The following is a 23,137-nucleotide window of genomic DNA, read 5'->3' as shown; positions in this document are numbered from 1 at the left end:
AGTACCCAGCCCGCCCCGCGTCTGTCCCCGGTGACTCACTGGAGCAGCCATGTTGTCCCCCGTCCCCGGCTTCACGCACCTCAAGGTGCTCACCCCCGCACCGCCGCTTATCGACGCCCCACCGCCCCCCGCACCCCGCGAGACGGGGGCGCAGCGCCGCGCGGAGGCCCTGGTGCGGATCGCCCTCGAGGCCGCCTTCGGCCTGCGCTCCCTCCACCAACTGCGCCCGGCGCAGTTCTCCGGGCCGGTCCGCCTGCACGTGGCCGCGCGGCAGCGGATCACGGCCCGCGCCCCCGTGCGCGTGGACACCCTCCACCTGCGTGCCGACGGCGAGATCTTCGGCACCGCCGTCTCCGCCGGGCAGGCCTACGCCTTCACCGGGCGGGTGGAGGATATCCGGCTCCTCAGCTTTCGGGTGCTGTAGTGGCCGGATCCTCCTGCGGGGCGAACTGCTTGCGCAGCATGAACAGGTTGCGCACCGTGTCCTCCTTGATGCCCTCCTTCATGCCGTTGAACATGTCGCCGCCCTCCTTCTGGTACTCGACCAGCGGGTCGCGCTGCGCCATAGCGCGCAGGCCGATGCCCTCCTTGAGGTAGTCCATCTCGTAGAGGTGCTCGCGCCACTTGGTGTCGATGACCGGCAGGATGACCATGCGCTCGATGTTGCGCATCTGGGCCTCCCCGCCGATGGTGCTGACATTCGCCTCCAGCTCGTCGTACTGGGCGTTCGCGTCGGCGATGAGCGCGGCGCGGAGCTGCTCGGCGGAGACCTCGCCCCCGTGGTCGTCGAGAAGCTGCTGCCACGTGAAGGTCGGGCCGTAGAGGGACTCGAGGGCGTTCCACAGCTGCTCGAGATCCCAGTCCTCGACGTAGCCGACGGCGGTGGCGCCGTCGACGTAGGCGGAGACGGTCTCGTCGATCATGTTCCGGATGTACTGCTGGATGTCCTTCGCCTCGAGGATCTCGCGGCGCTCGGCATAGATGACCTTGCGCTGCTCGTTGAGCACCTCGTCGTACTTGAGGACGTTCTTGCGCATCTCGAAGTTCTGGTTCTCCACCTGCGCCTGGGCGCCCTTGATGGAGTTGGTGACCATCTTCGCCTCGATCGGGACGTCGTCCGGCACGTTGAGGCGGTTCATCATGTTCTCCATGGTCTGGCCCACGAAGCGGACCATGAGCTCATCGCGCATGGAGAGGTAGAAACGGGTCGAGCCCGGGTCGCCCTGACGGGCGGAACGGCCGCGGAGCTGGTTGTCGATGCGGCGGGACTCGTGGCGCTCGGTGCCGAGGACGTAGAGGCCGCCCGATTCGCGAACCTTGTCGCCCAGCTCGGCGGCGCGGGCGCGGGCGCGCGGCAGCTCCTCGTCCCAGGCGGCCTGGTAGGCCTCCTCGTCCGCGAAGGGGTCGAGGCCGCGCTCGCGCAGCTTGATGTCGAGGATGACCTCGGGGTTGCCGCCGAGCACGATGTCGGTACCACGGCCGGCCATGTTGGTGGACACGGTGACGGAACCGGGCAGGCCGGCCTGCGCGATGATCTGGCCCTCCTGTTCGTGGTGCTTGGCGTTGAGGACCTTGTGCGCGATGCCCCGGCGCTGGAGCAGCTCGGAGAGGTACTCGGAACGCTCGACGGAGGTGGTGCCCACCAGGATCGGCTGGCCGTTCGCGACCCGCTCGGCGATGTCGTCGGCGACGGCGGCGAACTTGGCCTCCTGCGTCTTGTACACGCGGTCGGTGAGGTCCTCGCGGACGTTGGGGCGGTTCGTCGGGATGGGGACGACGTCGAGCTTGTAGATCTGGTGCAGCTCGGCGGCCTCGGTCTCGGCGGTACCGGTCATGCCGGCCAGCTTGTCGTAGAGGCGGAAGTAGTTCTGCAGGGTGACGGTGGCCAGCGTCTGGTTCTCGTTCTTGATCTCCACCTGCTCCTTGGCCTCGATGGCCTGGTGCATGCCCTCGTTGTAGCGGCGTCCGCCGAGGACGCGCCCGGTGAAGGCGTCGACGATCATGACCTCGCCGTTGCGGACGATGTAGTCCTTGTCCCGGGTGAACAGCTCCTTCGCCTTGATGGCGTTGTTGAGGTAGCTGACCAGGGTGGAGTGCTCCGGGGCGTAGAGGTTGTCGATACCCAGCTGGTCCTCGACGTACCCGACGCCGTCCTCGAGCACGCCGACGGTGCGCTTGCGGTGGTCCACCTCGTAGTGGATGCCCTCCTTCATGCGCGGGGCGAGCTGGGCGAAGACGTTGTAGAACTGCGAGGAGCCGTCGACCGGGCCGGAGATGATGAGGGGGGTACGGGCCTCGTCGATGAGGATCGAGTCGACCTCATCCACGATGGCGTAGTGGTGGCCGCGCTGGACCAGATCCGACAGGGAGCGGGCCATGTTGTCGCGCAGGTAGTCGAAGCCGAGCTCGTTGTTCGTGCCGTAGGTGATGTCGGCGGCATAGGCCGTGCGGCGCTGGTCCGGCTGCATCTCCGAGAGGATGACGCCGACCTCGAGCCCGAGGTAGCGGTGGACACGGCCCATCATCTCCGCGTCACGCTTGGCCAGGTAGTCGTTGACCGTGACGATGTGCACGCCCTGGCCCTCGAGGGCGTTGAGGTAGGCGGGCAGCACCGAGGTCAGGGTCTTGCCCTCACCGGTCTTCATCTCGGCGACGTTGCCGAAGTGCAGGGCGGCACCGCCCATGACCTGCACGTGGTAGGGCTTCTGCCCGAGGACGCGCCACGCCGCCTCGCGGGCGGTGGCGAAGGCCTCGAGGAAGATGTCGTCGAGGGAGGCGCCGTCGGCCAGGCGGGCGCGGAACTCCGCGGTCTTACCCTTGAGCTCCTCGTCGCTGAGCGCGGTGTACTCGTCGTCGAGGGCGAGCACCTGCTCAGCCATCTTGTCGAGACGCTTGACGGTGCGCCCTTCACCGGCGCGAAGCAGCTTGGACAGTCCGAACACGTGCAGTCGTCCTTAAGGGTGTGAGGGGTACAAGTTTCTTCCGGGTCATTGTACGCGCCGACGCCAACGCCGCCGCCCCCGGGAGGGGAACGGCGGCGCAGGATCCGACGCTGAGAACTACTTCTCTTCTTCAGCCAGGGAGATGAGACCGTAGTCGAAGGCGTGGCGACGGTACACCACGGACGGACGGTTGTTCTCCTCGTTGATGAAGAGGTAGAAGTCGTGGCCGACGAGCTCCATCTCCGACAGCGCGTTATCCACGCTCATCGGGGTGGCGGTGTGCTCCTTGGAGCGCACGACCTGGCCCGGGACAACGTCCTTGACGGAGTCGGCGTACGGGTCGACGTCGTACTGGTTCTCCTCGCGGATCTTCTGGGCCTCGGCGACCATCTCGGCGGCGGCGACGCCGGTCGAGGTGGGTGCGCGGTGGCCGGAGCGCGAGATGGAACGACGTGCCTTGACCTTGCGCAGGGAACGCTCCATCTTGGCCAGTGCGGTCTCGAGTGCGGCGTAGAAGCTGTCCTCCTTGGCCTCGGCGCGCGCCAGGTGGCCCTTGCCGGTGGCGGTGATCTGGATCCGGTCGGACTCCGACTCACGACGCGGGTTCGGCTCGTGCTGGAGTTCCACGTGGAAGAAGGTCAGGGTCGGGTCGAGCCGCTCAATCTTGGCGAGCTTGGAGTTGACGCGCTCGGCGAAGTGCTCCGGCACCTCGACGTTGCGGCCCGTGATGGTGACCTGTGCCTCGGGGCTCAGGACATCGGTGTTCTCAGCAGGTGATGTCATCTGCTTCCTCCCTACTAGTGGTGGGACAACTTCAGTAACACCCATCGTACATCTGGTCATAACCGGGCGGCCATCACCCCCCGCGTTTCATGCGTGACAGATCACAATCGCCCCGACGACGGTGCACCCGGCCGCGAAAAGCACCTCTGAGCTGGCTGCCAGGGTGCTTCCGGTGGTGGCCACATCATCGACCAGCAGCACCGGAGCACCCGGGACGCGCTCCAATTCGACCGCTCCGGCGAGATTCTCCCGCCGCTTCTCGACGCCCAACCCCACCTGGTCGACCACCCGCCCGGCGTGACGCAGCGCCCGGATCACGGGCAGTCCGCTCGCCCGGCACACGTCGGCGACGGGGTCCCCACCCCGCAGGCGGGCCTGGCGGGGCCGGGTGGGGGCGGGGACGAGGAGAGGGGCGTCGATAAGCTCGCCGCGGGCCTGGAGAGCCGCGATCCCGGCGGCGAGGACCGCCCCCAGGTGGCGGCGGACCGCGAGGTTACGCCGCTCCTTCATGGCCAGGACGACGCGGCGGTGGGTGTCGGCGTAGGGGCCGAAGGACCACACGGGCACGTGCGGGTCGACGCGGGTGCTGATCCGCCGCGGCGGGGTGCGCAGGCGCTCCCGGCACCGCGGGCACAGGTGCTCCCCCGGCGCGGAGCACCCGGCGCACCGCCGCGGGAGGAGCAGGTCCATGTCAGTCGGCGGTCACCGGCGCGGCACGCTGGCCCTGCAGCCCCGAGACCTCGCGCCAGAAGACGTTGTCGCCGCCGGTGGTGGGCAACTGCAGCGTGGCCTGCGCATCGGTGAGGTAGAGCATGGACGGGGTGGCGGCGACCGCCACCACCGGCGCGGTGATGTTGCCCGAGGGCAGCGACGTCGCCGCGGAGCCGTCCTGCTCGACGCGCCAGACCGGGGTCTCCGGGGTGGAGGTGCCCACCAACAGCGAACCGTCCGGCTGCCAGTCCAGCGACAGGGCCGTGCCGCCCAGCTGGGGAGCCAGCTCGCGGACGTTGACGATGCGCCGCTCCGCCGGCCCGGTCCGCTCCACGACGCCGACGTGGATGCGGCCCTCGATGATCATGGCGATGCGGGCTCCGGAGTTCGACAGGCGGATGACCGAGATCTCCCCCGCGGTGGACTCCAGCGCGGAGGTGTCCACCTCCGATTCACTGCGCTCCCCCGAGGGCCCGGAGAGCACGACGCGGACGATACGGTCCCCGTCGACGACAACCCACTGGTTGTTGCGGTCGAACTCGAAGGTGGGCCGGGAGATCGTCCGGGCGCGCACCGCCTCGGAGAGCTCGCCGTCGACCATCCCGGTGAGCAGCACGGACTCCTCCCCCTCCCGCCGCACGACGGCGACGTTGCCCGAGGCGGAGATGTCGACGGACTCCAGGCCACCGAGCTGCCCGAGCGCCCCCTCCACCGGGCTCACCTGGTTGGAGGCCACGCGGCTGACGCGACCGTCGGTGAGCGCGTAGAGCGGCACCGGCGCGGTGGCGTTGACCCGGGGGTTGAACTCCGCGACATCGTCGCTGCTCAAGGTCTCGTAGCCCGGGGCCAGGGGCTCGCCGTCGACGACGACGGTGTAGGGCTCCGGGATGTTGGCCACCGCGAGGGTCCAGACGAGCTGCGCGGCGAAGAGCAGGCGATCCTCCGGCTCGACGTCCGCGAAACCGGTGAAGTGATAGGCCCCGTCGACCACGCCCGCGAAGGTCGCCCCGCGCGGGACCACCTGCCGCACACCCGGCGCCAGCGAGGGCGAGGGCCCCTCGAGCAGCAGGGTGATGAGCGCGGAATCCAGGGACTGGTGGCCCGAGTAGATCCACCGCCGGTCGGACACGAGCACCTGGCCGCTGGGATCGAGGAAATAGAGGCGCTGCGGCTGGAACTGGTTGCGCAGCTCCGTGCGCTCGAGGACCACGCCGGAGGGCAGGGACTCGATGCGCCACTCCCCGTTGGCCCGGATCATCTCGATGGTGGCCTCGTAGACCCCGTTCTCCGGCTCATAGGCACCACCCGTGGCGATCCGGCCGACCACCGCGCCACGCACGTTGAAGGTGCGCCGCTCGCTCGTGGCGCCGGGGGCGGTGACCAGGTCGATGCGGTTGACCACCAACACGGAATCGTGCGGATCCCACTGCTGCGAGGTCTCCCGCGCCAGGAAGGAGCGCGCCACCTGATAGTCCTGGCTGGGATGGGCGTTGGCGGTGTAGAAGTCACGCAGCAGCAGGTCCGGCTCCCGCCCGGGCTGGGGGCCCAGATTGGAGCCTTCCTCGATCTGCGGCTCGAAGGAGCGGATGGCCTGCGGCTCGGTGTTGGTGGGCAGGGTGGTGCAGCCGACGAGCAGGCCGCAGGAGGCGGCAACGGCCGCCAGGGTTCTCAGGCGCGGGAAACGTGTCATGCGGACGGGGCCTCCAGTTCCAGGGGGCTGGCGGGCACCGGCTGTCGGGGCTCACGCGGCAGCACCATGCGGAACTGCGAGCCCACCCCGATCGTGCCGGAGGCGTCGAGCTGCCCGCCGTGGAGGACGACATCCTCGCGGGCGATGGCCAGGCCGAGGCCGGTGCCGCCGGAATGGCGGCGTCGGGAAGCATCGGCGCGCCAGAAACGATTGAACACGAGCTCCTCCTGCCCCGGCTTGAGGCCGACGCCGTGATCGGTGACGGTGATGGCCACGGCGTCGTCGTTCTCGGCGAGTTCCACCTCGACGGGGTTGCCCTCGGAATGGTCGATGGCGTTGGCGAGGAGGTTGCGCAGGACCCGCTCGATGCGGCGCGGGTCGCCGGTGATCATGACCGGCGCCTCCGGGGTGTCGAAGGTGACGTCCACCTCCAGCTTCTGCGCCAGGTGGCGGGTCTGCTCCCAGGCGGCGGTGATGCAGGAGCGGACGTCGATACGGGCCTCGGCGAGATCGGCGACCCCGGCGTCGTGGCGCGAGATCTCCAGCAGATCGGCGAGGAGTTCCTCGAAACGGTCGAGCTCGCGGACCATGAGCTCCGAGGCGCGGCGGGCGTGCGGCTCGAGGCTGTCGGGGTCGGAGGCGATCATGTCGGCCGCCATGCGCACGGTGGTCAGCGGGGTCCGCAGTTCGTGGGAGACGTCGGAGGTGAACTGGCGCTGGAGGTTGCCGTACTCCTCGAGCTGGTGGATCTGCTTGGACAGTTTCTCCGCCATGTCGTTGAAGGACAGTGCCAGGCGCGCCATCTCGTCCTCGCCGTCGACGATCATCCGCTCCCGCAGGTGGCCGGCCGCCAGGCGCTGGGCGATGCGGGACGCCGAGCGCACGGGTGCGGTGACCTGCTGGGTGGCCAGCCAGGCGATACCGACGAGGAGGACGACCACCACCACGCCGGCGGCGGAGAGCAGGCCGCGCAGCAGCGCCAGGGTCGATTCGTCCGACTCCATCGACATGACGAGGAAGACCTGCAGATCGGGGATGTCCGAATCCGTCGGGGTGCCGATGACCAGCGCGTTGTACGCCGAGCCGTCCGTGCGGTCGACGGTGGCGAACTGGTAGGAGACCTGGTCCTCGGAGACGAAGCGCCGCAGCTTCTCCGGGATGCGGTAGCCCTCCGGGGAGGTGACGGTGTTGCCGTCCGGCTGGGAGACGACGAGGACCGGTTCGTAGACGGCGGCCGTCCCCGACTGGTCCGTGCGCTGGGTGAGCGCCGCCCGGGCCGAGTTGAGCCGCACCTGCAGCGTCGAGGTGGCGGAGGTGGCGTCGATCTGCTGCTCCACGGCGGCGCGGGCCCGGTCGATCTCGGAGTTGGCGATGTCGTACTTCGAGTCGACGAGACGCGAGGTCACCACCGAGATGAGCGCCATCCCCAGGATGAACATGACCACCGCGGACGCGACGAAGATCGAGCCGATGACCCGGACCTGAAGCGAGGTCCGCCACATCTCGCTGACCCGGTCAAAGGCGCGGTTGAAGAAGGCGGGGATCTGGGCGAGGATGGGCCGACCCCCTATTCCGCCAGGCCCGTCTTGTAGCCCACGCCGCGCACGGTGAGCACGATCTGCGGGTTCTCCGGGTCCTTCTCGATCTTGGCGCGCAGCCGCTGGACGTGGACGTTGACCAGGCGGGTGTCGGAGGCGTGGCGGTAACCCCACACGTTCTCCAGCAGTTCCTCACGGGTGTGCACCTGGCGGGGCTTGCGGGCCATCTCCAGGAGCAGGTCGAACTCCAGCGGCGTCAGCGAGATCTCCTCGGAGCCGCGCTTGACGGTGTGCTCCGGGACGTCGATGGTGAGGTCGCCGACCTCGAGGATCTCGGTGGGCTCGGAGTCGGTGCGGCGCAGGCGCGCCCGGATGCGGGCGATGAGCTCCTTCGGCTTGAAGGGCTTGGTGATGTAGTCGTCGGCGCCGGTCTCCAGGCCGAGCACCACGTCGACCGTGTCGGTCTTGGCGGTGAGCATGACGATGGGCACCCGCGACTCCAGGCGGATCGCCCGGCAGATGTCGACGCCGTTCATGCCCGGCAGCATGAGGTCGAGGAGGATGAGGTCCGGCTGATGCTCGCGGAAGGCGGGCACGGCCTCATTGCCGTCCATGACGGCCACCGGATCGAAACCCTCGGTCTCGAGAACCAGGGTGAGCATGTCGGAGATCGACGGGTCGTCGTCGACCACCAGAATCTTGGGCGCCATGGAAAATCACAGTCCTTGAGTTATGTGTGCGATCTCTTGCAATATTACGTCCGCGTCGGTGGTCACAAGCCACCGACCCGCCCAGCCCTGCTCCGCCAGCCTCAGATACGCATCATAGGTGCGCTGCTGCAGGTCCGCGTCGCGTTCGTAGCGGTCGCGCTCCCGGGTGGCGTCAAGCGCTTCCCGCGACCGGGCCCGCTGCGCGGCCGTCGCCGGTTCCGTCGCCAGCAGGACCTGCAGGTCAGGGACGGGCAGGCCGAGGCGTTCGAATTCGAGCTGATGGACCCAGTCCATGACCGCGTCGTCGCGCAGCCGGGCCGCGGAGTACGCGGCGTTGGAGGCGACATAACGGTCGAGCAGGACGATGTCCGCGGAGTCGACGTAGCGTTCCAGTTCCGCGCGGGCGCCGTGCCGGTCGAGGGCGAACAGCGTCGCCATGGCGTACGCCGAGTCGGTGAGGTCCCCCATCCGGCCGTGCAGGGCCTCCTGCACCAGCTGGGCGGGTGCGGAGGTGTCGTAGCGCGGGAACGCCAGGACATCGGCGTCGACACGCTCACGGATGGCGCGGACCAGGGTGTTCTTGCCGGCTCCGTCGATGCCCTCGATGGCGATGATCATCTAGGACAGCGCCTCCGTGAAGGCCTCGACGTCCTCGTCCGCCTCGACGCTCTCGAGCAGTTCCGCGGCGGCCTCGTTGAGGGACTCGTCGCCGGAGCCGATGAGCTCGCGGATGTAGGGGTAGCTGTCGGCGACGTCCCCGGCGGAGAAGGGGGCCCCGGCCCAGATGGCGGCGATGGTCGCGGCGGCCAGTCCGTTGAGCCGCTCCACCTCGGAGACGTTGGGCTGCTTGAGGACCAGCAGGCAGGCGTCGCGGACGGCCTCCACCACGTCGTCCTCGTCGAGTTCGTTGAGATCATCGAGGAAGTCGATGTTGTCGTCCTCGGCGAAGATGGTGACATCCCAGGTGCTCATGGTGTTGTTTTCCTCTCTCCAGCGACTCTCATGCGAAGCTGAGTTTCCCTGAGGGGAACATGAGGCTCGCAAAACTAGTCGTGTCCTACTTATTCGTCTGCTATGTTGTTACCGAGTTGTTACCGATACCAGGAAGGGACAGGCAGGGTGAACACCGAAGCGCGTCGCGTCTACATCTTCATCGTCGTCGGTCTACTTGCCGCGGCCGCCATCGGATACGGAGTCTGGCGGGCCAGTACTCCCGCGACCCCTTCCGCCTCTGATATTGCCACGCAGACCCCCGAGGTAGCCACAATTTCGGAGCACACCCAGTTGCCGCAGGTCACCACCCCCTCCCCCGAGCCGGACACCAGCACGGAGGCGGCCGCGCAGACCCCCGCACCCCCGCGTAACGACGACCCCTTCCTCGCCCCCCACGCCCTCGTCCAGGCCGTGCCGAGCGTCATCGCGCCCACCACGGTCTACCGGCCGGAGAACGTGCGCCCCAGCGCCACGTCCACCTCGACCGCCCCGATGGAACCGACGGAGACTGCCGCGCCGACCGACGCCGTCGAGCCGGAGCTCCAGACCACGTCGGACACCCCGACCACCGCTCCGGCGCCCACGACGACCTCCCCGGCCCCGGCCCCGAGCGAGACGGCCACCCCGACGCCGACGCCGACCGCCACCCCGAGCGAGCCGAACGGGCAGCAGCCGCAGTCTGAACCCGACCAGCCTGCAGAGCCCACCGAGCCCACCGAGCCCGAGGTCGAGCAGGCCGCGGTCACCCAGCCGCAGTCGGCCTGGTGGAACCCCGCCCGCTGGTTCCCCTTCAGTTCCTGACGCCCGCTACACGCTGGCGATGAACAGTTCGCCACCCTCGACGCTCGAGACCTCCCACGCGGGGTCCGAGGCCGGGATCCACGCCGCCTCCCCCGGGCGCAGACCCAGGTTGCCCAGCTGCACCTCTCCCGCGGTGCACAGCGCGATGGCGGGACCGTCGTGGGAGAAGGTGAAGGCCCCGGCGGGGGCGAGGTCGTGGCGGTGCAGGCGGAACTCGTCGGCCGGCACCTGGTATTCCCCGTCGACGCAGGTGGCCACGGGATCGCTGATGGAGTGGAAGCGCAGGATGCGCACCAGTTCGGGGACGTCGACGTACTTGGAGGTCAGGCCACCGCGCAGGACGTTGTCCGAGTTGGCCATCACCTCGACCCCGAGGCCGGAGACGTAGGCGTGCAGGTGCCCCGCGTCGAGGTAGAGGGCCTCGCCGGGGCGCAGCACCAGGTGGTTGAGCAGCAGCGCACCGAGCACGCCGGTGTCGCCGGGGTAGCGCTCCTGCAGCTCGAGGATGGTGGCCAGGACGTCGGAGATCCAGTCGCCGCGGTCGAGTTCCTCCCGGGCGGCGGCCACGACGGCGTCGATAAGCGCGGTGCGGGCGGCCGCGGGAATGGTGATCCACGTGGTGAACAGGCCGCGGAGGCTGTCCTCCTCCGCCTCGGGGTCGAGGATGGTGAGGTAGCGGTCCAGCTCCGGGCAGTGCAGCGCCGCGAAGAGTTCGCGGGTGCGGTCGAGGGGGCGGAAGCCGACCATGGCGTGGAAATCGGTGAGCGCGACGACCAGTTCGGGCTTGTGAGAGGCGTCGGGGTAGTTGCGGTCGGGGGCGTTGAGGGGGATGCGCTGGGCGTTCTCCCGCTCGAAACCCTCCCGGGCCTGCTCGGCGGAGGGGTGGGCCTGCAGGGACAGAGGCTCGGCGGCTCCCAGGAGCTTGAGCAGGAAGGGCAGGCCGTCGCCGAACTGCGCGCGGACGCGCTCCCCCAGCGCGGCTGCGGGGTCGGCGGCGATGATGTCGGTGAGGGGGCGGCCGTCGATAAGCGAGGAGCCGACCGGATGGGCACCGAACCACACCTCGGCCTCCGGGCGGGAGGACGGGGTCGGCTCACCCCGCAGCTCAGGGATGAGCGTGCGGGAACCCCAGGGGTAGCTCCGGGGGGTGCCGGTGAGCTTCTGCATTCAGTAGTCCTCAGTTGGTGCTTCAGGAAGGTCGTACGTCGTGGCAGCCAGCCCCCGCGTGATCAACTGCAGGGCGCCGGCCAGGGGCCCGATGCCCGGGGTGTCGCAGTTGACGGCGAGCGCGTCGGGCAGGGTGGCGGCCACGTCCGGGTCTTCAGCCCAGACAACAGTCCTCAACGGTACCAAATCGAGCGGGCCGTCCAGGAGCGGGTCGTGGAACACATCGCGGACGGGCGCCTGGGGCAGCACCTCCAGCTCATCCATCGCGGCCACCCCGGAGGGTAGGCCCTTGAGCGACCACAACACGGACATGAGCTCGGCGATGGCGAAACCGTGCCGGGAGCGGCCCGTGTGCAGCACGCGGGCCAGCTCCGCGAACTCGCGCAGCTGGCGGCCGGGGTTGACCACGTCGTCGCGCTCGGGCGAGAGCTGCTCGAGCTCCTCGTCGATGACGGCGGCGATCCCCTCCAGCCGCTGGGTCACCAGGTCCGGGTCCTCCTCGAGCAGATCGAGGACCGTGCCGATGGCGATGATCGAGCGCGCCGGCGATGCCCCGAACACGGTCGGCAGCGCCGGCACCAGGATCGTGTCCGTCGGGCGGTCGCTGAGGATCGGCCCCCGCGGCGGCCCGACGAGCACCGTCGTCGCGCCCCGCCGGTCGGCGGCGATGAGCCCCTGGGAGGTCTCCGGGTCATCCGCGCGGTCGCCGACCACCAGGACGATGTCGAGGGCGCCGACATAGGCCGGCAGCGCGTCGGTGACGACGACCGGCACCCGCAACGGCGAACGCATCCGCACGACGAAACGCGCGGCGGCCGCGGCCACCTGGTCCGTGGCCACCACGACGAGGCTGCGCGGCTGCAGGCGGTAGAGTCCCGCCAACTGCGGCACGGCCCCGGCGAGCGCCCTCACCTGGGCGCCTTCGTGGGCCACGTCATAGAACTTCACCGTCTCCCGCTTGTAGGTGGAGCCGTCGAGATAGGCGTCGAGAGAGCTGTTGTCCATGCGGTCCAGGATAGTGCTCACCACCTGTGGGCAGCCTGTGTGCGACGATGGGGGCATGACGGACGTCATCTACCTGATCGCCCCGGCCGGACACCCCAACTTCGGCGATGAGTTCATCGTCTCGTCGTGGCTGCGGGAGCTCGCTTATCGACGCCCCCGCGCCCGCGTCATCCTCGACTGCCACTCCCCCGGCTCCGCCGCCGTGCTGCACTACGCCGCCCACCCGGACCTCACGGTCACCGACACCGTGTGGCGCCTGGCCAACCAGTGCTCCTCGCCCGCCGAGGTGGCCACCGCCGTGGCGGACCCGACCCGCCTGCCGACGCTCATCCCGGGACTCAACCTGGCGAAGTCCGTCGACGTCGTCCACGTCCTGGGGGGCGGCTGGGTGACCGACCTGTGGCCGCAGCACATCCGCGTCATCGCGGCGGCGGCCTCCCTCGGAAGGGACGGGGCCCGTCGATTCGCCACCGGGATGGGCCTGTTCCCGGGACACGGGAGCGCCGGGGAGCTGGCGCACTGGTGGTCGCTGTTCGACGTCCTCACCGTCCGCGACACCCCCTCCCTCGACTTCGCACCTGCCCTCCCCGGCGAGGATGACTCCTGGCTGGCGGCCGCCGATCCCCGCGCGCGCGGCGGGCTGGGGCACGGCCCCGAGGACGCGCGGCTGCGCGGCACGATCGTCTCCGCCCAGTCCGACCTGCTGCGCATCCCGGTCGAGGAGCTGGCGCAACGCATCGTCCGCCAGCTGCGGGAGCTGGGCACGACGGGCGATGACCTGGCCTTCGTCGAGTGCATCCCGGGCGGGGACTGGGTGGTGTGGGACGCGATGTGCCGGCTCGACCCGGAGCTGACGGCCGGGGCCCGCTACGTCGGTTTCGACGACCTGTGGGCGCACGGCCTGCCCGCCCGTGCAGGTCAGACGTGGATCTCCACCCGCTTCCACCCGCACCTCATCGCCGCCGCCCGCGGCGCCCAGGGTATCGCCGTCTCCGTCCACGAGCGCGACTACTACGAGGTCAAGCACGCCTCCGTGAGCTCCGGGTGGCCGGTGACCGATCTCGCGGAGCCCACCCGGCCGGGGCCGGGGGTGGAGGATGTGACGGGGCGTCGAGAAGCGGCGGTCGAGCTGGCCGAGGACCTCTACCCGGGCGCCCGCCGCGGCATGCTCAGCCGCGTGTTCAGGCGCGGATGACGGCGAGGATCTCGGCGACGAGCTCCTCGACCTCGGCGCGGGTGGGGGCCTCGACGTTGAGGCGCAGCAGCGGCTCCGTGTTGGAGGCGCGGACGTTGAACCACGCCTTCGAGTCCCGCAGCTCGACGGTGACGCCGTCGAGCTCATCGACGGACGCGGTCCGCGCCGCGAAGGCGTCGAGCACCGCCTGCGTGCTGGCGGCCTGATCGGCGACGGTCGAATTGATCTCCCCGGAGGCCTCATAGCGCTCGTACTCGGCCATCATCTGCGACAGCGGCTGCTCCTGGGACCCCAGCGCGGCCAGCACGTGCATGGCGGCGAGGATGCCGGAATCGGCGTTGAAGAACTCGGTGAAGTAGTAGTGCGCGGAGTGCTCGCCGCCGAAGACGGCGCCGGTCTCGGCCATCTTCGCCTTGATGAAGGAGTGGCCCACGCGGGTACGCACCGCGGTGCCGCCGTTCTCGGCGATGATCTCCGGCACGGAGCGCGAGGTGATGAGGTTGTGGATGATCGTCGCCCCCGGATGCTCCTGCAGATACCGCTTCGCGACGATCGCCGTCACCGCCGAGGGACTCACCGGGTCGCCGTTCTCATCGATGACGAAACAGCGGTCGGCGTCCCCGTCGAAAGCGAGCCCGATGTCCGCCTTCTGCTCGACGACGAACTTCTGCAGGTCCCGCAGGTTCTCCGGGTCCAGCGGATTGGCCTCGTGGTTGGGGAAGGTGCCGTCCAGCTCGAAGTACAGCGCCCGCACGTCCAGCGGCAGCCCCTTGAACACCTCCGGGACGGTGTGCCCACCCATGCCGTTCGCGGCGTCGACCGCCACGACGAGCGGCCGGATGCTGTGCAGATCCACCAGGTCGCGCAGGTACTCGCCGTAGACCTCGAGGCAGTCCTGCTGCTTCTCCGCACCCCGCTCCCCCGCGTACTCCGGCACGCCCGCCACCAGCAGATCGGTGATCTCCCGCAGTCCCGAATCCTGGGACACCGGGCGCGCGCCCGAGCGGCACAGCTTGATGCCGTTGTACTGCGCCGGGTTGTGGGAGGCGGTGAACATCGCGCCCGCGCACTGCAGGGTGCCGGCGGCGAAGTAGAGCTGATCCGTCGAGGTCAGGCCCAACATGATGACGTCCAGGCCCTGCGCCCGCACCCCCGCGGAGAAGGCGGCGGCCAGCTCCGGGGAGGAGGGACGCATGTCATGGCCCACGGCCACGGTCGTCTCCCCCTCCTCCCGCAGGATCCTGCCGAAGGCGGCACCGGTGTCCCGGATGAACTCAGGGGTGATTTCCGTACCGACGACGCCTCGGACGTCATAGGCCTTGATCACACGGGACACATCTTCACGGCTGCGCTGGGTCATGAGGTCAGATGATACCCCGTGGCCTGCGCAGTGCAGCCGGGCTCAGGCCTGGGTGTCCTCGGTGTCGGTGCCGGTGCCGGTATCGTCCGAGCTGATGATCCGCAGGTGGGCCCGACGCCGCTGCTTCTCGTCGTAGACGCGACGGGCCCGGTGCACCGGATGCAGGGAGGTGTCCGGGTCGGCCGGATCCTCGGGGTGCAGCTGCGGCCCGGTGGAGTCGACGAGACCGCTGGTCACGCGGCCCGCCTCCCGGACGGCCTCGGCCAGCGCCGTGAGGTCCTCGTCATCGTCGATGTCGATGTGGTCCACGCGGAGCATCTCCCAGCCCAGCGGGGCGGTGATCTTCTCGGCGTGGTGGTCGCACAGGTCCCAGCTGTGGGGCTCGGCGGCGGGCGCCAGCGGGCCGACGACGGCCGTGGACTCGGCGTAGGCGTAGGTCATGGTGGCGACGGCAGGCTTGCCGCAGCCCGGGCGGGAACAACGTCGGAACTGGCTCACGAGCACCAAGTCTAAACCCTTGCTTGAGAATCTGGAACCCCCGCGCGCCGCGACCGGCCCGCCGGGCGCGCTGCCTAAGATCAGGGACCATGCACACCAGGACGTTCCGCGACCGCCGCGGCCGCGGGGTGCGCGGCCCCCTGCTCCCCATGGACGCCCCGCGCTACCGCACCCGCGCCGAAGCCTTCGACGTCGCCGTCCTGGAGGCCTACGCCCCGCTCCAGCACTCCTATCCGGAGCAGCTGGCCCACCTCGACATCGCGGTGGACACGGTGCCCCGCATGCGGCTGCGGGCCGACATGTCCGTGCTTCCCGACGAGATCGTCGCCGACGGCCCCGTACCGCTCGGCCGCGTCATCCCCGCCGGTATCGACGCCCAGGGGCAGCCCACCCGCGCCCGCCTCGTCCTCTTCCGCATGCCCATCGAGCAGCGCAGCGCCACGCCGGAGGAGCGGGAGGAACTGCTCACGGGGATCCTCACCGCGCTGGTGGCGCAGTTCCTCAACCTGGATCCGCGGGACATCGACCCGGAGTTCCCCTTCTAGCGCGGCGGGGAGAGTCCCGGAATCGCGAAAAGGCGACCCCGCAGGGTCGCCCGGGACTGTCCGTCAGCCGATCTGCTTCTTCAGGCGGCGGCGCTCACGGTCGGAGAGCCCACCCCAGATACCGAAGCGCTCATCGTGCTCGAGCGCGTACTCGAGGCAGTCGTCGCGGACCGCGCAGGCCTGGCAGATGCGCTTGGCCTCGCGGGTGGAGCCGCCCTTCTCGGGGAAGAACGCCTCCGGGTCTGTCTGGGCGCAGAGGGCCTGGTCCTGCCATTCCTGCTCCACCGCCCCGAATAGTTCGTCGAGGCTCATCTCTGCAGCCGCTCCGTTGATGCTGGCCACTCCTCCACGGAGAACGGCGCCGTCAGCCATGTCTTCCACGGTGTCCCCCTTCTCCGGTCGGTGGTTGCTTGTGGTGTTTCTTACACTGATGTGATTACACACGCGATCACTAAATGTCGTCAACCGAATCCGGGGGGAATATCGCCTTATTTCCCGTTTCCGCAGGCGACTATTCACACCAGTAACAACCGCACCACTCGAATCACCTAGGGGGTAAACCGCGGGGGTACGACATATGGTGGTGCCGCCCCACCCTGACAACAACTGACAGGAATCTGGGCGTTTCCCGGCGTGTCGTCACGCATCCGAGGAAAAACGCACCCCGTTGTCCGGAATGATCACACCTGGCCAGACGCGCATACCGCCCTCCAGCTCACAACGCGCCCCGATCTGCGCCCCCTCACCGATGACGCACCCGGTGATCCGGGCGTTGGCGCCGATCCGCGCCCCCGAGGCAATGATCGAATCGCGGATGACGGCCCCCGGCTCGATGGTCACGCCGTCGAACACGACCGTGTCGTCGAGGCGGCAGCCCGCCCCGATCTCCGAGCCCCGGCCGACCCACGTGCCACCGACCAGGATGGTGCCGGCGGCGACGCCCGCGGTGTCGTCGACAAGCGACTCGCCGGTGCGGCCCTCGAGCAGCGGGGAGTGCGCGATGCCGCGCACGAGATCGGAGGAACCGCGGACGAAGTCGTCCGGGCGGCCCATGTCGCGCCAGTAGGCGTAGTCGACGTGGCCGAAGACACGGCGGCCTTCCGCGAGCAACGCGGGGAAGGTCTCGCGCTCGACGGAGACGACGCGCCCGGCGGGGATCCCGGCGATGAGCTCGCGGCGGAAGACGTAGCAGCCGGCGTTGATCTGGTCGGTCGGCGGGTCCTCGGTCTTCTCCAGGAACTCGAGCACCCGGCCGTCCTCGTCGGTGGGCACGCAGCCGAAGGCGCGCGGGTCGGGCACGCGCACGAGGTGCAGGGTGACGTCCGCCTCCTTCTCCGCGTGGGTGGCCAGGATGGCGCGCAGGTCCGTGCCGCCGAGGACGTCGCCGTTGAAGACCATGACCGTGTCGTGGCGCAGGCGGTCATACACGTTGCGGATACCGCCGCCGGTGCCGAGCGCCTCCTCCTCGACGACGTACTCGATCTCCAGTCCCATGTCGGAGCCGTCGCCGAAGTACTCCTCGAAGACCTCCGCCCGGTAGGACGTGCCCAGCACCACGTGGGTGATGCCAGCCGCCTTGATGCGGGCGAGCAGATGCTGCAGGAAGGGGTATCCGGCCGTCGGGAGCATGGGCTTGGGGGTGTTGACGGTCAGCGGACGCAGGCGCGTGCCGCGGCCTCCGACGAGGATGACGGCGTCGGTACGCGCGGGGTCGACGGTGAGATCAGACACTAGGAGTCCTTTCGGGAATGTCGGGTGCGGGCGACGGCGAGGGCGCTGCGCGTCCGGAGGCCGAGGCGGATCAGCCCCCGCAGGGGCGCCTGCCACCAGTGCGGCAGGCGGTCGGCCTGGAAACGGTAGGCCGATTCGTGGTGGGCGGGCAGCATCGTGTCCGCGTGCTGGCCGGCGACATGCCCCTTCGCGTGGGTGATCTCCGCGCTCGGGCAGAAGATGTTGCGGTAGCCCGCGCGGGCGAAACGGTCGCCGAGGTCGACGTCCTCCATGTACATGAAGTAGCGCTCGTCGAAACCGCCGACGGCGTCGAAGGCGTCCCACCGCACGAGCAGGCAGGACCCGGACAGCCAGCCGGCCGCCCGCTCGGAAGACATGTCGGCGTCGTCCTGATAAGCGCGCGTCCACGGGTTACGCGGCCAGACCTGCCCGAACAGGGCGTGCCCGATGCCGTTGCGCAGGGTCGGCACAGTGCGGGCGCTGGGGTAGATCGTGCCGTCCGGCTCGACGATCCGGGGGCCGACGGCCGCGGCGTCGGGATGACGCTCCATGCACTCGATGAGCGCGTCGATCGCACCCTCCCCGAACACCACGTCCGGGTTGCTCAGCAGCAGGTAGCGCGGGTCAATGTCCCCGGCGTCGCGCGCCGGCCGCAGGTGGCGGGCCCCGACGTTCATGCCGGTGCCGTACCCCAGGTTGCCTCCCGTGGGCAGGAACTCGACGTTATCGCTTCTCGACGCCGCCTCCTCCGGCACCCCGTCCGTCGATCCGTTGTCCGCGAGCACGACGTGCACGCCCCGGGTGGTGGCGGCGGGCAGGCTGTCGAGGAAGCTGCGAAGGTGGCGTCCCGGGGAATAGGTCACGGTGATGACGCCAACCGGTGGTCTCTGCGAGGTGGTCACAATGCGTTGAGCATAGTGGGATTCGTTGTCACGCGGCCGCTGCGCCACTCCCGATGACCTAGACTTAGGCCCCGTGAGTGACAAGTATCGCCGTGTCCGCGACATCCAGCCCGCCCCGACCGCCGCCGCCCGCGCGCGCCAGTACGGTCCGGCGCCGGTGAAGACGATCCTGGCGATCCTGTCCGTACTGACTCTCCTCCTCTCCGGACTGGGGTACTTCGCGGTCGGCCGACTGGGCACCGACCTCGCCTCCGCCGGCAACCTCACCCTCGGCGGTGGGCAGGGCCTCAAGGGCCGGGCCGAGGACGGGGCGACCGACATCCTGCTGGTCGGCTCCGATTCGCGTACCGACGCCCAGGGCAACCCCCTCTCCCGGGAGGAGCTCGACCGGCTGCGCGCGGGTGTCGACGACGGCGAGGAGAACACCGACACCATCATGGTCATCCGTGTCCCCAACGACGGCTCCTCCGCCACGGCGATCTCCATCCCCCGCGACACCTACGTCGCCGATTCCGAGCACGGGAACATGAAGATCAACGGCGTCTTCGCCGTCCACAAACTGGCGAAGATGGAGGAGCTCAACACCAGCGGCACCGTGAGCGAGCAGCAGTTGGAGAAGTCCGGCACCGAGGCCGGCCGCCAGGGCCTCATCGGCGCCGTCTCCGACCTCACCGGCGTGGAGGTCGACCACTACGCCGAGATCGGCCTCTTCGGCTTCGTGTTGCTTACCGACGCCGTCGGCGGCGTCGAGGTCTGCCTCAACGAGGACGTCCAGGAGGAGCTCTCCGGCGCCGACTTCCACGCCGGCGTGCAGACCCTCGACGGCGCGCAGGCCCTGGCCTTCGTCCGCCAGCGCCACGGCCTGCCCCGCGGCGACCTCGACCGCATCGTCCGCCAGCAGGCCTACATGGCCTCCCTGGTGAACAAGGTCCTGGCGGCGGGCACGCTGACCAACCCGACGAAGCTCTCCGACATGGGCACCGCCGTCGAGCGCTCCGTGGTCATCGACGAGAACTGGGACATCATGTCGTTTGCCACCCAGCTGGCCAACCTGGCCGGCGGCAACGTCGTGTTCAACACCATTCCCGTCACCTCCATCGACGGCGTCGGCGACTTCGGCGAGTCCATCGTCACCGTCGACATCCCCACCGTGCACGCCTTCATGGAGGAGCTGCTCGGCGGCCCCGAGGAGGAGACGCAGGAGGCGGCCCCCTCCGCCGAGGCGCGGCTGGCGGGCAAGGAGATCCACGTCCTCAACGCCGGCGCCACCACCGGCCTGGCGGGCAACGCCGGCGGCTGGCTGCGGCAGGAGGGTTACGACGTCGTCGAGGTCACCAACGCTCTCCCCGGCATCTACACCTTCTCCCAGGTGGTGGCCGCGGATGCCAATGACCCCGACGCCCTGGCGCTCGCCGAGGCCCTCGGCGGCCTCACCGTCACCGAGAACGCCGGACTGGATTCCGACACCCTCATCGTGGTCACCCACGACGACTGGAACGGCCCCCTGGGCGACGCGTCCCTCGTCGGCGACTCCTCCGTCGGCCCCTCCTCCGGGGCCGGAGTCGGCGCCGGCGAGGCCGTGGGCACCCCGGGCTCCGACTTCGGCGCCGCCGAGGTGGCCCCGGAGATCGACGCCGGGGGCGACGGCCCCAAGTGTGTGAACTAGTGACGTCTGTGGTGCCAGGACCCCGACCCGGCGGGGAATCACATGGATTCGCTCACAGTGACCGAGATCCACACCTCAGCATGTCTGAATATCTAGACAACTATAAAGACCTGCACGTCGCGGTCACGTGAGAGCTTTCGCCTGGCCAGGTATCGAGGCCCCTTACTCCCCCACGTACGCGATCGCGTCAATCTCCACGGTGGCGCCGTAGGGCAGGTTGGAGGCCTCCAGGAAGGTGCGGGCCGGGCGGGCCTCGGCGAAATGCTCCGAGAACTGCTCGTTGGCCTCCTCCCGCAGCGTGATGTCGGTGACGAAGTAGGTGAGTTTGACCAGGTCCTTGAGTTCACCGCCGGCGGTAGCCAGGCGCTCGGTCATCCGCTCCAGCGCCGCGGCGAGCGCTTCCTTACGACCCTCGACCGGCTGGAAGTCCCGGTCCACGGACAGGGCCCCGGAGACGAAGATGAAATCGCCGGCACGCTTGGCCATCGAATAAGGGTGGTCGGAGGTCGGCTGCATGAACGTGTCCTTTCTGAACAGATCTTCCCCCCATAATGTCCGGACACCGTGACGTCCGCCACTATTTCACGCGACCACCCCTGAAAGGGACTACCACCCGCCGACATCGCTCAGATCGCCGGAATAGTTATCGCCCCAGTAGCCCTCCTCCAGCGGCCAGGCCGCAAAAGGCCCGTGCAGTGCCCGGAGCTCGTCGTTGAGCGTCACGCCCTGCGGCCCGAAGAGCTGGTGGAAGTGTCCCTGGCGGACGTGGTAGACCCAGGGCACGAGTGGCTGTGCCTCGCCTTGCGCGTAGGTGCCTAATGTGAGCTCGACGAGGGGGAGCAGCATGTCAGCGCGGGTCGCGGGGACGATGGCCACGTGTTCACGGGTGGGCACGGCCACGAAGTAGCCCTCGTCGCAGGGGGTGAGTTTAAGGTTCCGGGCGCAGTCGTCGATAAGCAGCGCGATGGACGGAGTCTGCCGGAGGCCGCGGACGAGGACCCCTCCCATCTCGCGGATCACGTCGAGGCCTCGGGAGTAGGCCTTGATCTTGGCGTTGGCGGCAGCGTCGAGGACCTCCAGATCGACGAGGTCGGTGAGGAGCGAGAGCGGCATCACCTGCAGGATCTCATCCACACGGAGGGCGTAGACGAAGATGAGCTCCTCGGCGACGGGGAATCCCTCGCAGAAATCCGGGAGGGCGTCCCGGTGGTGGACCACCTTCGTGACGGTGGCGAGCACCTCCCGACGCTCCAACTGCGGTACGCATCGTCCTTCGGAGGCATCGCGCATGGCAGGCAACAGCGATCCCCAGAAATGCTCGAGGATTTCTTCCTCCAGCAGGGCATCGTTCTTCTCCAGGAGAGTGAGCAGGTTCGTGATGTCGGCCGTAGCGCCGATGCCGGCGTCGAGGATGATCTCGGTGTCGTCGATGAAGCGGGCGTGCGGAAAGAGCTCCGCGAGGCGGGCCAGGCTCAGTTCCTGGATGCGGGCGAGGCGGTCGGCGGTGATGACGGACATGGGTTCCCCCTGGATCAGCCCGCGTCGGATGCGCGGGGTCACCTTACTTAGACTGCCGCCGAACGGGAATGGTTCCCCGGAGTGTCCATTGCTAATTGTTCTGCGCCCCACTAGGGTGAATCATAACTTTTCTAGTGATTCAGGAGGTGAACCACATGGACCCGGAGCACTCACGCCTCGCCATCGAGCGGGCGCGCGCGGCCGCCGGCCTCAGCCAGCGTGCCCTCGCGCAGAAGTCGGGAATCGCGCAGGCGACCCTGTCCCGCATCATCAACGGCACCCGACCGGCGACGATGCCGGAGCTCATCCTCCTCGCGGAGGCCACCGGCTGGACGACTGGCCAGCTCACCGGCCATGCGGATCTCAGCGCTCGCGTGCAGGAGGCGGCCCGCGCCACCAACGGCTCCGACATGGCCATCATGCGCGACAAGCTCATGTTCTACGTGGAGCTCAACGACTACCTGGACGACTACGCGATCCCGGAGGTTCGCTGACGTGGGGCGGCATCGGGGGGCGGCCGAGGACGCGGGTCGACAGGCGGCGTTGAAGTTCAGACAGACCCACGGCCTGGGCGAGCAGCCGCTGGGTGACCTGGTCACTCTCATCGATCAGACGCTCGGGTACGACGTGGCCGTCGTCGACATCGGCGGCGATCCCGACCAGCACGGAATGACTCTCCGCGACACCGGCACCGGGGCCGTGTTCATCGGTGTCGCAGCAACCCACCACCCCATGCGACAGCGCAGCACCTTGGCCCACGAGGTCTCCCATGTCCTCCACGACGACTGGGAAATTCAGTATGCCGGCGATCTTTCTGCGCGACCCTTCGAGGAGATTCGCGCCGACGCCTTCGCCCGGCACCTGCTCATTCCGCAACAGGGGATCACTGATTTTCTCCGGCTGACTCGGCACCGGGAGAGCGGGCCACTGACCCTCTCCGACCTCTCCGCCGTCGTGCAGCATTTCCTCGTCTCTCCTGCTCTGGCCGCCATCGCCCTCTGCGATCACGGGGTTATCGACGACGTCACCAAGGACGAGTGGAGGCGAATGACGACCCCCCGACTCGCCACCCGTTTCGGCTGGTCCGATCGCTATGCGGCGTTGGCCCGGGACTCCTCGACACCGCGGGTACCGCAGCGGCTGGTGGCCCGGGCGATCGCGGGTTATGAAGCCGGCGTGATCTCCGCGCAGACGATCGCCACCCTCCGCTCCATGCCGGTGGATCTACTGGAGGAGGAACTCCTCGCCTCCGGGATCAGACACGGAGGAGAGGCCGGCACCGGGCAGTTCCGCGCCTCACAGGAGGATCTCCCCGCGATTACTGAAGAACTCACTGAACTGATCGCGGGGCTGGACGACGAATGACCCCTCCCCCGACAATC

General features: G+C 69.1%; 24 protein-coding genes. 7 read left to right on the top strand and 17 right to left on the bottom strand.

Annotation, left to right across the window (positions count from 1 at the left end):
* Positions 1 to 49: 49 nt before the first annotated feature.
* On the top strand, positions 50 to 424 hold the full coding sequence (locus ACFPUZ_RS12250; protein WP_377002183.1) for a hypothetical protein: 375 nt from the start codon (positions 50 to 52) through the stop codon (positions 422 to 424).
* Here the strand turns inward: ACFPUZ_RS12250 and secA are convergent.
* The 8 genes from secA to ACFPUZ_RS12210 form a co-directional block, all read right to left on the bottom strand.
* Entirely contained in the window at positions 405 to 2,942 is a 2,538-nt protein-coding gene (secA, locus tag ACFPUZ_RS12245; protein ID WP_377002182.1) for a preprotein translocase subunit SecA, read from the bottom strand. The two genes, ACFPUZ_RS12250 and secA, sit on opposite strands and share 20 nt — an antisense overlap.
* A 117-nt stretch (positions 2,943 to 3,059) precedes the next feature.
* Entirely contained in the window at positions 3,060 to 3,725 is a 666-nt protein-coding gene (hpf, locus tag ACFPUZ_RS12240) for a ribosome hibernation-promoting factor, HPF/YfiA family (protein ID WP_377002181.1), read from the bottom strand.
* 87 nt (positions 3,726 to 3,812) lie between these two features.
* On the bottom strand, positions 3,813 to 4,415 hold the full coding sequence (locus ACFPUZ_RS12235) for a ComF family protein (protein WP_377002180.1): 603 nt from the start codon (positions 4,413 to 4,415) through the stop codon (positions 3,813 to 3,815).
* A gap of 1 nt (position 4,416) precedes the next feature.
* On the bottom strand, positions 4,417 to 6,126 hold the full coding sequence (gene lpqB, locus ACFPUZ_RS12230) for an MtrAB system accessory lipoprotein LpqB (protein WP_377002179.1): 1,710 nt from the start codon (positions 6,124 to 6,126) through the stop codon (positions 4,417 to 4,419).
* Positions 6,123 to 7,628: an MtrAB system histidine kinase MtrB gene (gene mtrB, locus ACFPUZ_RS12225; RefSeq protein WP_377002178.1), complete on the bottom strand. Its 1,506-nt coding sequence runs from the start codon at positions 7,626 to 7,628 to the stop codon at positions 6,123 to 6,125. The genes lpqB and mtrB overlap by 4 nt, the downstream gene beginning before the upstream one ends.
* A 65-nt stretch (positions 7,629 to 7,693) precedes the next feature.
* Positions 7,694 to 8,374: an MtrAB system response regulator MtrA gene (mtrA, locus tag ACFPUZ_RS12220; RefSeq protein ID WP_377002177.1), complete on the bottom strand. Its 681-nt coding sequence runs from the start codon at positions 8,372 to 8,374 to the stop codon at positions 7,694 to 7,696.
* 6 nt (positions 8,375 to 8,380) lie between these two features.
* Positions 8,381 to 8,992, bottom strand: a complete 612-nt coding sequence (locus ACFPUZ_RS12215; RefSeq protein WP_377002175.1) for a dTMP kinase — start codon at positions 8,990 to 8,992, stop codon at positions 8,381 to 8,383.
* Complete coding sequence (locus ACFPUZ_RS12210; RefSeq protein WP_377002174.1) at positions 8,993 to 9,346, bottom strand: DUF4259 domain-containing protein; 354 nt, start codon at positions 9,344 to 9,346, stop codon at positions 8,993 to 8,995.
* Positions 9,347 to 9,493: 147 nt separating this feature from the next.
* On the opposite strand from ACFPUZ_RS12210, the gene ACFPUZ_RS12205 reads away from it, so the two are divergent.
* Positions 9,494 to 10,168 carry a hypothetical protein gene (locus ACFPUZ_RS12205; protein WP_377002173.1) on the top strand — a complete coding sequence of 225 codons (675 nt, stop codon included), beginning with the start codon at positions 9,494 to 9,496 and terminating at the stop codon, positions 10,166 to 10,168.
* Positions 10,169 to 10,174: 6 nt separating this feature from the next.
* Here ACFPUZ_RS12205 and manA read toward each other — a convergent pair whose 3' ends face one another.
* Together manA and ACFPUZ_RS12195 are read right to left on the bottom strand one after the other, a co-directional pair.
* Positions 10,175 to 11,335, bottom strand: a complete 1,161-nt coding sequence (manA, locus tag ACFPUZ_RS12200; protein WP_377002172.1) for a mannose-6-phosphate isomerase, class I — start codon at positions 11,333 to 11,335, stop codon at positions 10,175 to 10,177.
* Positions 11,336 to 12,340, bottom strand: a complete 1,005-nt coding sequence (locus ACFPUZ_RS12195) for a hypothetical protein (RefSeq protein ID WP_377002171.1) — start codon at positions 12,338 to 12,340, stop codon at positions 11,336 to 11,338.
* 55 nt (positions 12,341 to 12,395) lie between these two features.
* Between ACFPUZ_RS12195 and ACFPUZ_RS12190 the strand changes: the two genes are divergently transcribed.
* Positions 12,396 to 13,535, top strand: coding sequence for a polysaccharide pyruvyl transferase family protein (locus ACFPUZ_RS12190; protein ID WP_377002170.1), 1,140 nt, complete (start codon positions 12,396 to 12,398; stop codon positions 13,533 to 13,535).
* Here ACFPUZ_RS12190 and ACFPUZ_RS12185 read toward each other — a convergent pair.
* The gene (locus ACFPUZ_RS12185; protein ID WP_377002169.1) at positions 13,522 to 14,895 is read right to left on the bottom strand and encodes a phosphomannomutase/phosphoglucomutase; all 1,374 of its coding nucleotides are present in this window, start codon (positions 14,893 to 14,895) and stop codon (positions 13,522 to 13,524) included. The genes ACFPUZ_RS12190 and ACFPUZ_RS12185 overlap by 14 nt on opposite strands.
* 42 nt (positions 14,896 to 14,937) lie before the next feature.
* Positions 14,938 to 15,393, bottom strand: a complete 456-nt coding sequence (locus ACFPUZ_RS12180) for a DUF3499 domain-containing protein (RefSeq protein WP_377002168.1) — start codon at positions 15,391 to 15,393, stop codon at positions 14,938 to 14,940.
* Between the two features lie 89 nt (positions 15,394 to 15,482).
* Here ACFPUZ_RS12180 and ACFPUZ_RS12175 point away from each other — a divergent pair, with 89 nt between their 5' ends.
* Complete coding sequence (locus ACFPUZ_RS12175) at positions 15,483 to 15,938, top strand: metallopeptidase family protein (RefSeq protein WP_377002167.1); 456 nt, start codon at positions 15,483 to 15,485, stop codon at positions 15,936 to 15,938.
* Positions 15,939 to 16,001: 63 nt separating this feature from the next.
* Here the strand turns inward: ACFPUZ_RS12175 and ACFPUZ_RS12170 are convergent, their stop codons facing one another.
* From ACFPUZ_RS12170 to ACFPUZ_RS12160, 3 genes are all read right to left on the bottom strand, one after another.
* A complete protein-coding gene (locus tag ACFPUZ_RS12170) occupies positions 16,002 to 16,310 on the bottom strand; it encodes a WhiB family transcriptional regulator (RefSeq protein WP_377002166.1) in 309 nt (102 codons plus the stop codon).
* Positions 16,311 to 16,577: 267 nt separating this feature from the next.
* Complete coding sequence (gene manB / locus ACFPUZ_RS12165; protein ID WP_377002165.1) at positions 16,578 to 17,669, bottom strand: mannose-1-phosphate guanylyltransferase; 1,092 nt, start codon at positions 17,667 to 17,669, stop codon at positions 16,578 to 16,580.
* Positions 17,669 to 18,574: a glycosyltransferase family 2 protein gene (locus ACFPUZ_RS12160; protein WP_377002272.1), complete on the bottom strand. Its 906-nt coding sequence runs from the start codon at positions 18,572 to 18,574 to the stop codon at positions 17,669 to 17,671. The genes manB and ACFPUZ_RS12160 overlap by 1 nt, the downstream gene beginning before the upstream one ends.
* A 70-nt stretch (positions 18,575 to 18,644) precedes the next feature.
* Here ACFPUZ_RS12160 and ACFPUZ_RS12155 point away from each other — a divergent pair, with 70 nt between their 5' ends.
* Positions 18,645 to 20,237 (top strand): LCP family protein, encoded by a 1,593-nt coding sequence (locus ACFPUZ_RS12155; protein ID WP_377002164.1) that lies wholly within the window; start codon positions 18,645 to 18,647, stop codon positions 20,235 to 20,237.
* A 162-nt stretch (positions 20,238 to 20,399) separates the two neighbouring features.
* On the opposite strand, the gene ACFPUZ_RS12150 is transcribed toward ACFPUZ_RS12155, so the two are convergent.
* Positions 20,400 to 20,753 (bottom strand): RidA family protein, encoded by a 354-nt coding sequence (locus tag ACFPUZ_RS12150; RefSeq protein WP_377002163.1) that lies wholly within the window; start codon positions 20,751 to 20,753, stop codon positions 20,400 to 20,402.
* A 90-nt stretch (positions 20,754 to 20,843) separates the two neighbouring features.
* Positions 20,844 to 21,797 carry a hypothetical protein gene (locus tag ACFPUZ_RS12145; protein WP_377002162.1) on the bottom strand — a complete coding sequence of 318 codons (954 nt, stop codon included), beginning with the start codon at positions 21,795 to 21,797 and terminating at the stop codon, positions 20,844 to 20,846.
* 113 nt (positions 21,798 to 21,910) lie between these two features.
* Between ACFPUZ_RS12145 and ACFPUZ_RS12140 the strand changes: the two genes are divergently transcribed.
* Both ACFPUZ_RS12140 and ACFPUZ_RS12135 read left to right on the top strand, forming a co-directional pair.
* Positions 21,911 to 22,249, top strand: a complete 339-nt coding sequence (locus ACFPUZ_RS12140; protein ID WP_377002161.1) for a helix-turn-helix domain-containing protein — start codon at positions 21,911 to 21,913, stop codon at positions 22,247 to 22,249.
* A 49-nt stretch (positions 22,250 to 22,298) separates the two neighbouring features.
* Complete coding sequence (locus tag ACFPUZ_RS12135) at positions 22,299 to 23,120, top strand: ImmA/IrrE family metallo-endopeptidase (RefSeq protein ID WP_377002160.1); 822 nt, start codon at positions 22,299 to 22,301, stop codon at positions 23,118 to 23,120.
* Positions 23,121 to 23,137 lie beyond the last annotated feature (17 nt).

Source organism: Corynebacterium nasicanis (genome assembly GCF_042658165.1).
GTDB lineage: Bacteria > Actinomycetota > Actinomycetes > Mycobacteriales > Mycobacteriaceae > Corynebacterium > Corynebacterium nasicanis.
This window is presented reverse-complemented; position numbering and strand designations above follow the sequence as displayed.

Coding starts and splice junctions, on each gene's coding strand:
- ACFPUZ_RS12250 (WP_377002183.1), top strand. CDS start 50: ATGTTGTCCCCCGTCCCCGGCTTCACGCACCTCAAGGTGCTCACCCCC.
- hpf (WP_377002181.1), bottom strand. CDS start 3,725: ATGACATCACCTGCTGAGAACACCGATGTCCTGAGCCCCGAGGCACAG.
- ACFPUZ_RS12235 (WP_377002180.1), bottom strand. CDS start 4,415: ATGGACCTGCTCCTCCCGCGGCGGTGCGCCGGGTGCTCCGCGCCGGGG.
- lpqB (WP_377002179.1), bottom strand. CDS start 6,126: ATGACACGTTTCCCGCGCCTGAGAACCCTGGCGGCCGTTGCCGCCTCC.
- mtrB (WP_377002178.1), bottom strand. CDS start 7,628: ATGTGGCGGACCTCGCTTCAGGTCCGGGTCATCGGCTCGATCTTCGTC.
- mtrA (WP_377002177.1), bottom strand. CDS start 8,374: ATGGCGCCCAAGATTCTGGTGGTCGACGACGACCCGTCGATCTCCGAC.
- ACFPUZ_RS12215 (WP_377002175.1), bottom strand. CDS start 8,992: ATGATCATCGCCATCGAGGGCATCGACGGAGCCGGCAAGAACACCCTG.
- ACFPUZ_RS12210 (WP_377002174.1), bottom strand. CDS start 9,346: ATGAGCACCTGGGATGTCACCATCTTCGCCGAGGACGACAACATCGAC.
- manA (WP_377002172.1), bottom strand. CDS start 11,335: ATGCAGAAGCTCACCGGCACCCCCCGGAGCTACCCCTGGGGTTCCCGC.
- ACFPUZ_RS12195 (WP_377002171.1), bottom strand. CDS start 12,340: ATGGACAACAGCTCTCTCGACGCCTATCTCGACGGCTCCACCTACAAG.
- ACFPUZ_RS12190 (WP_377002170.1), top strand. CDS start 12,396: ATGACGGACGTCATCTACCTGATCGCCCCGGCCGGACACCCCAACTTC.
- ACFPUZ_RS12185 (WP_377002169.1), bottom strand. CDS start 14,895: ATGACCCAGCGCAGCCGTGAAGATGTGTCCCGTGTGATCAAGGCCTAT.
- ACFPUZ_RS12175 (WP_377002167.1), top strand. CDS start 15,483: ATGCACACCAGGACGTTCCGCGACCGCCGCGGCCGCGGGGTGCGCGGC.
- ACFPUZ_RS12170 (WP_377002166.1), bottom strand. CDS start 16,310: ATGGCTGACGGCGCCGTTCTCCGTGGAGGAGTGGCCAGCATCAACGGA.
- ACFPUZ_RS12150 (WP_377002163.1), bottom strand. CDS start 20,753: ATGCAGCCGACCTCCGACCACCCTTATTCGATGGCCAAGCGTGCCGGC.
- ACFPUZ_RS12140 (WP_377002161.1), top strand. CDS start 21,911: ATGGACCCGGAGCACTCACGCCTCGCCATCGAGCGGGCGCGCGCGGCC.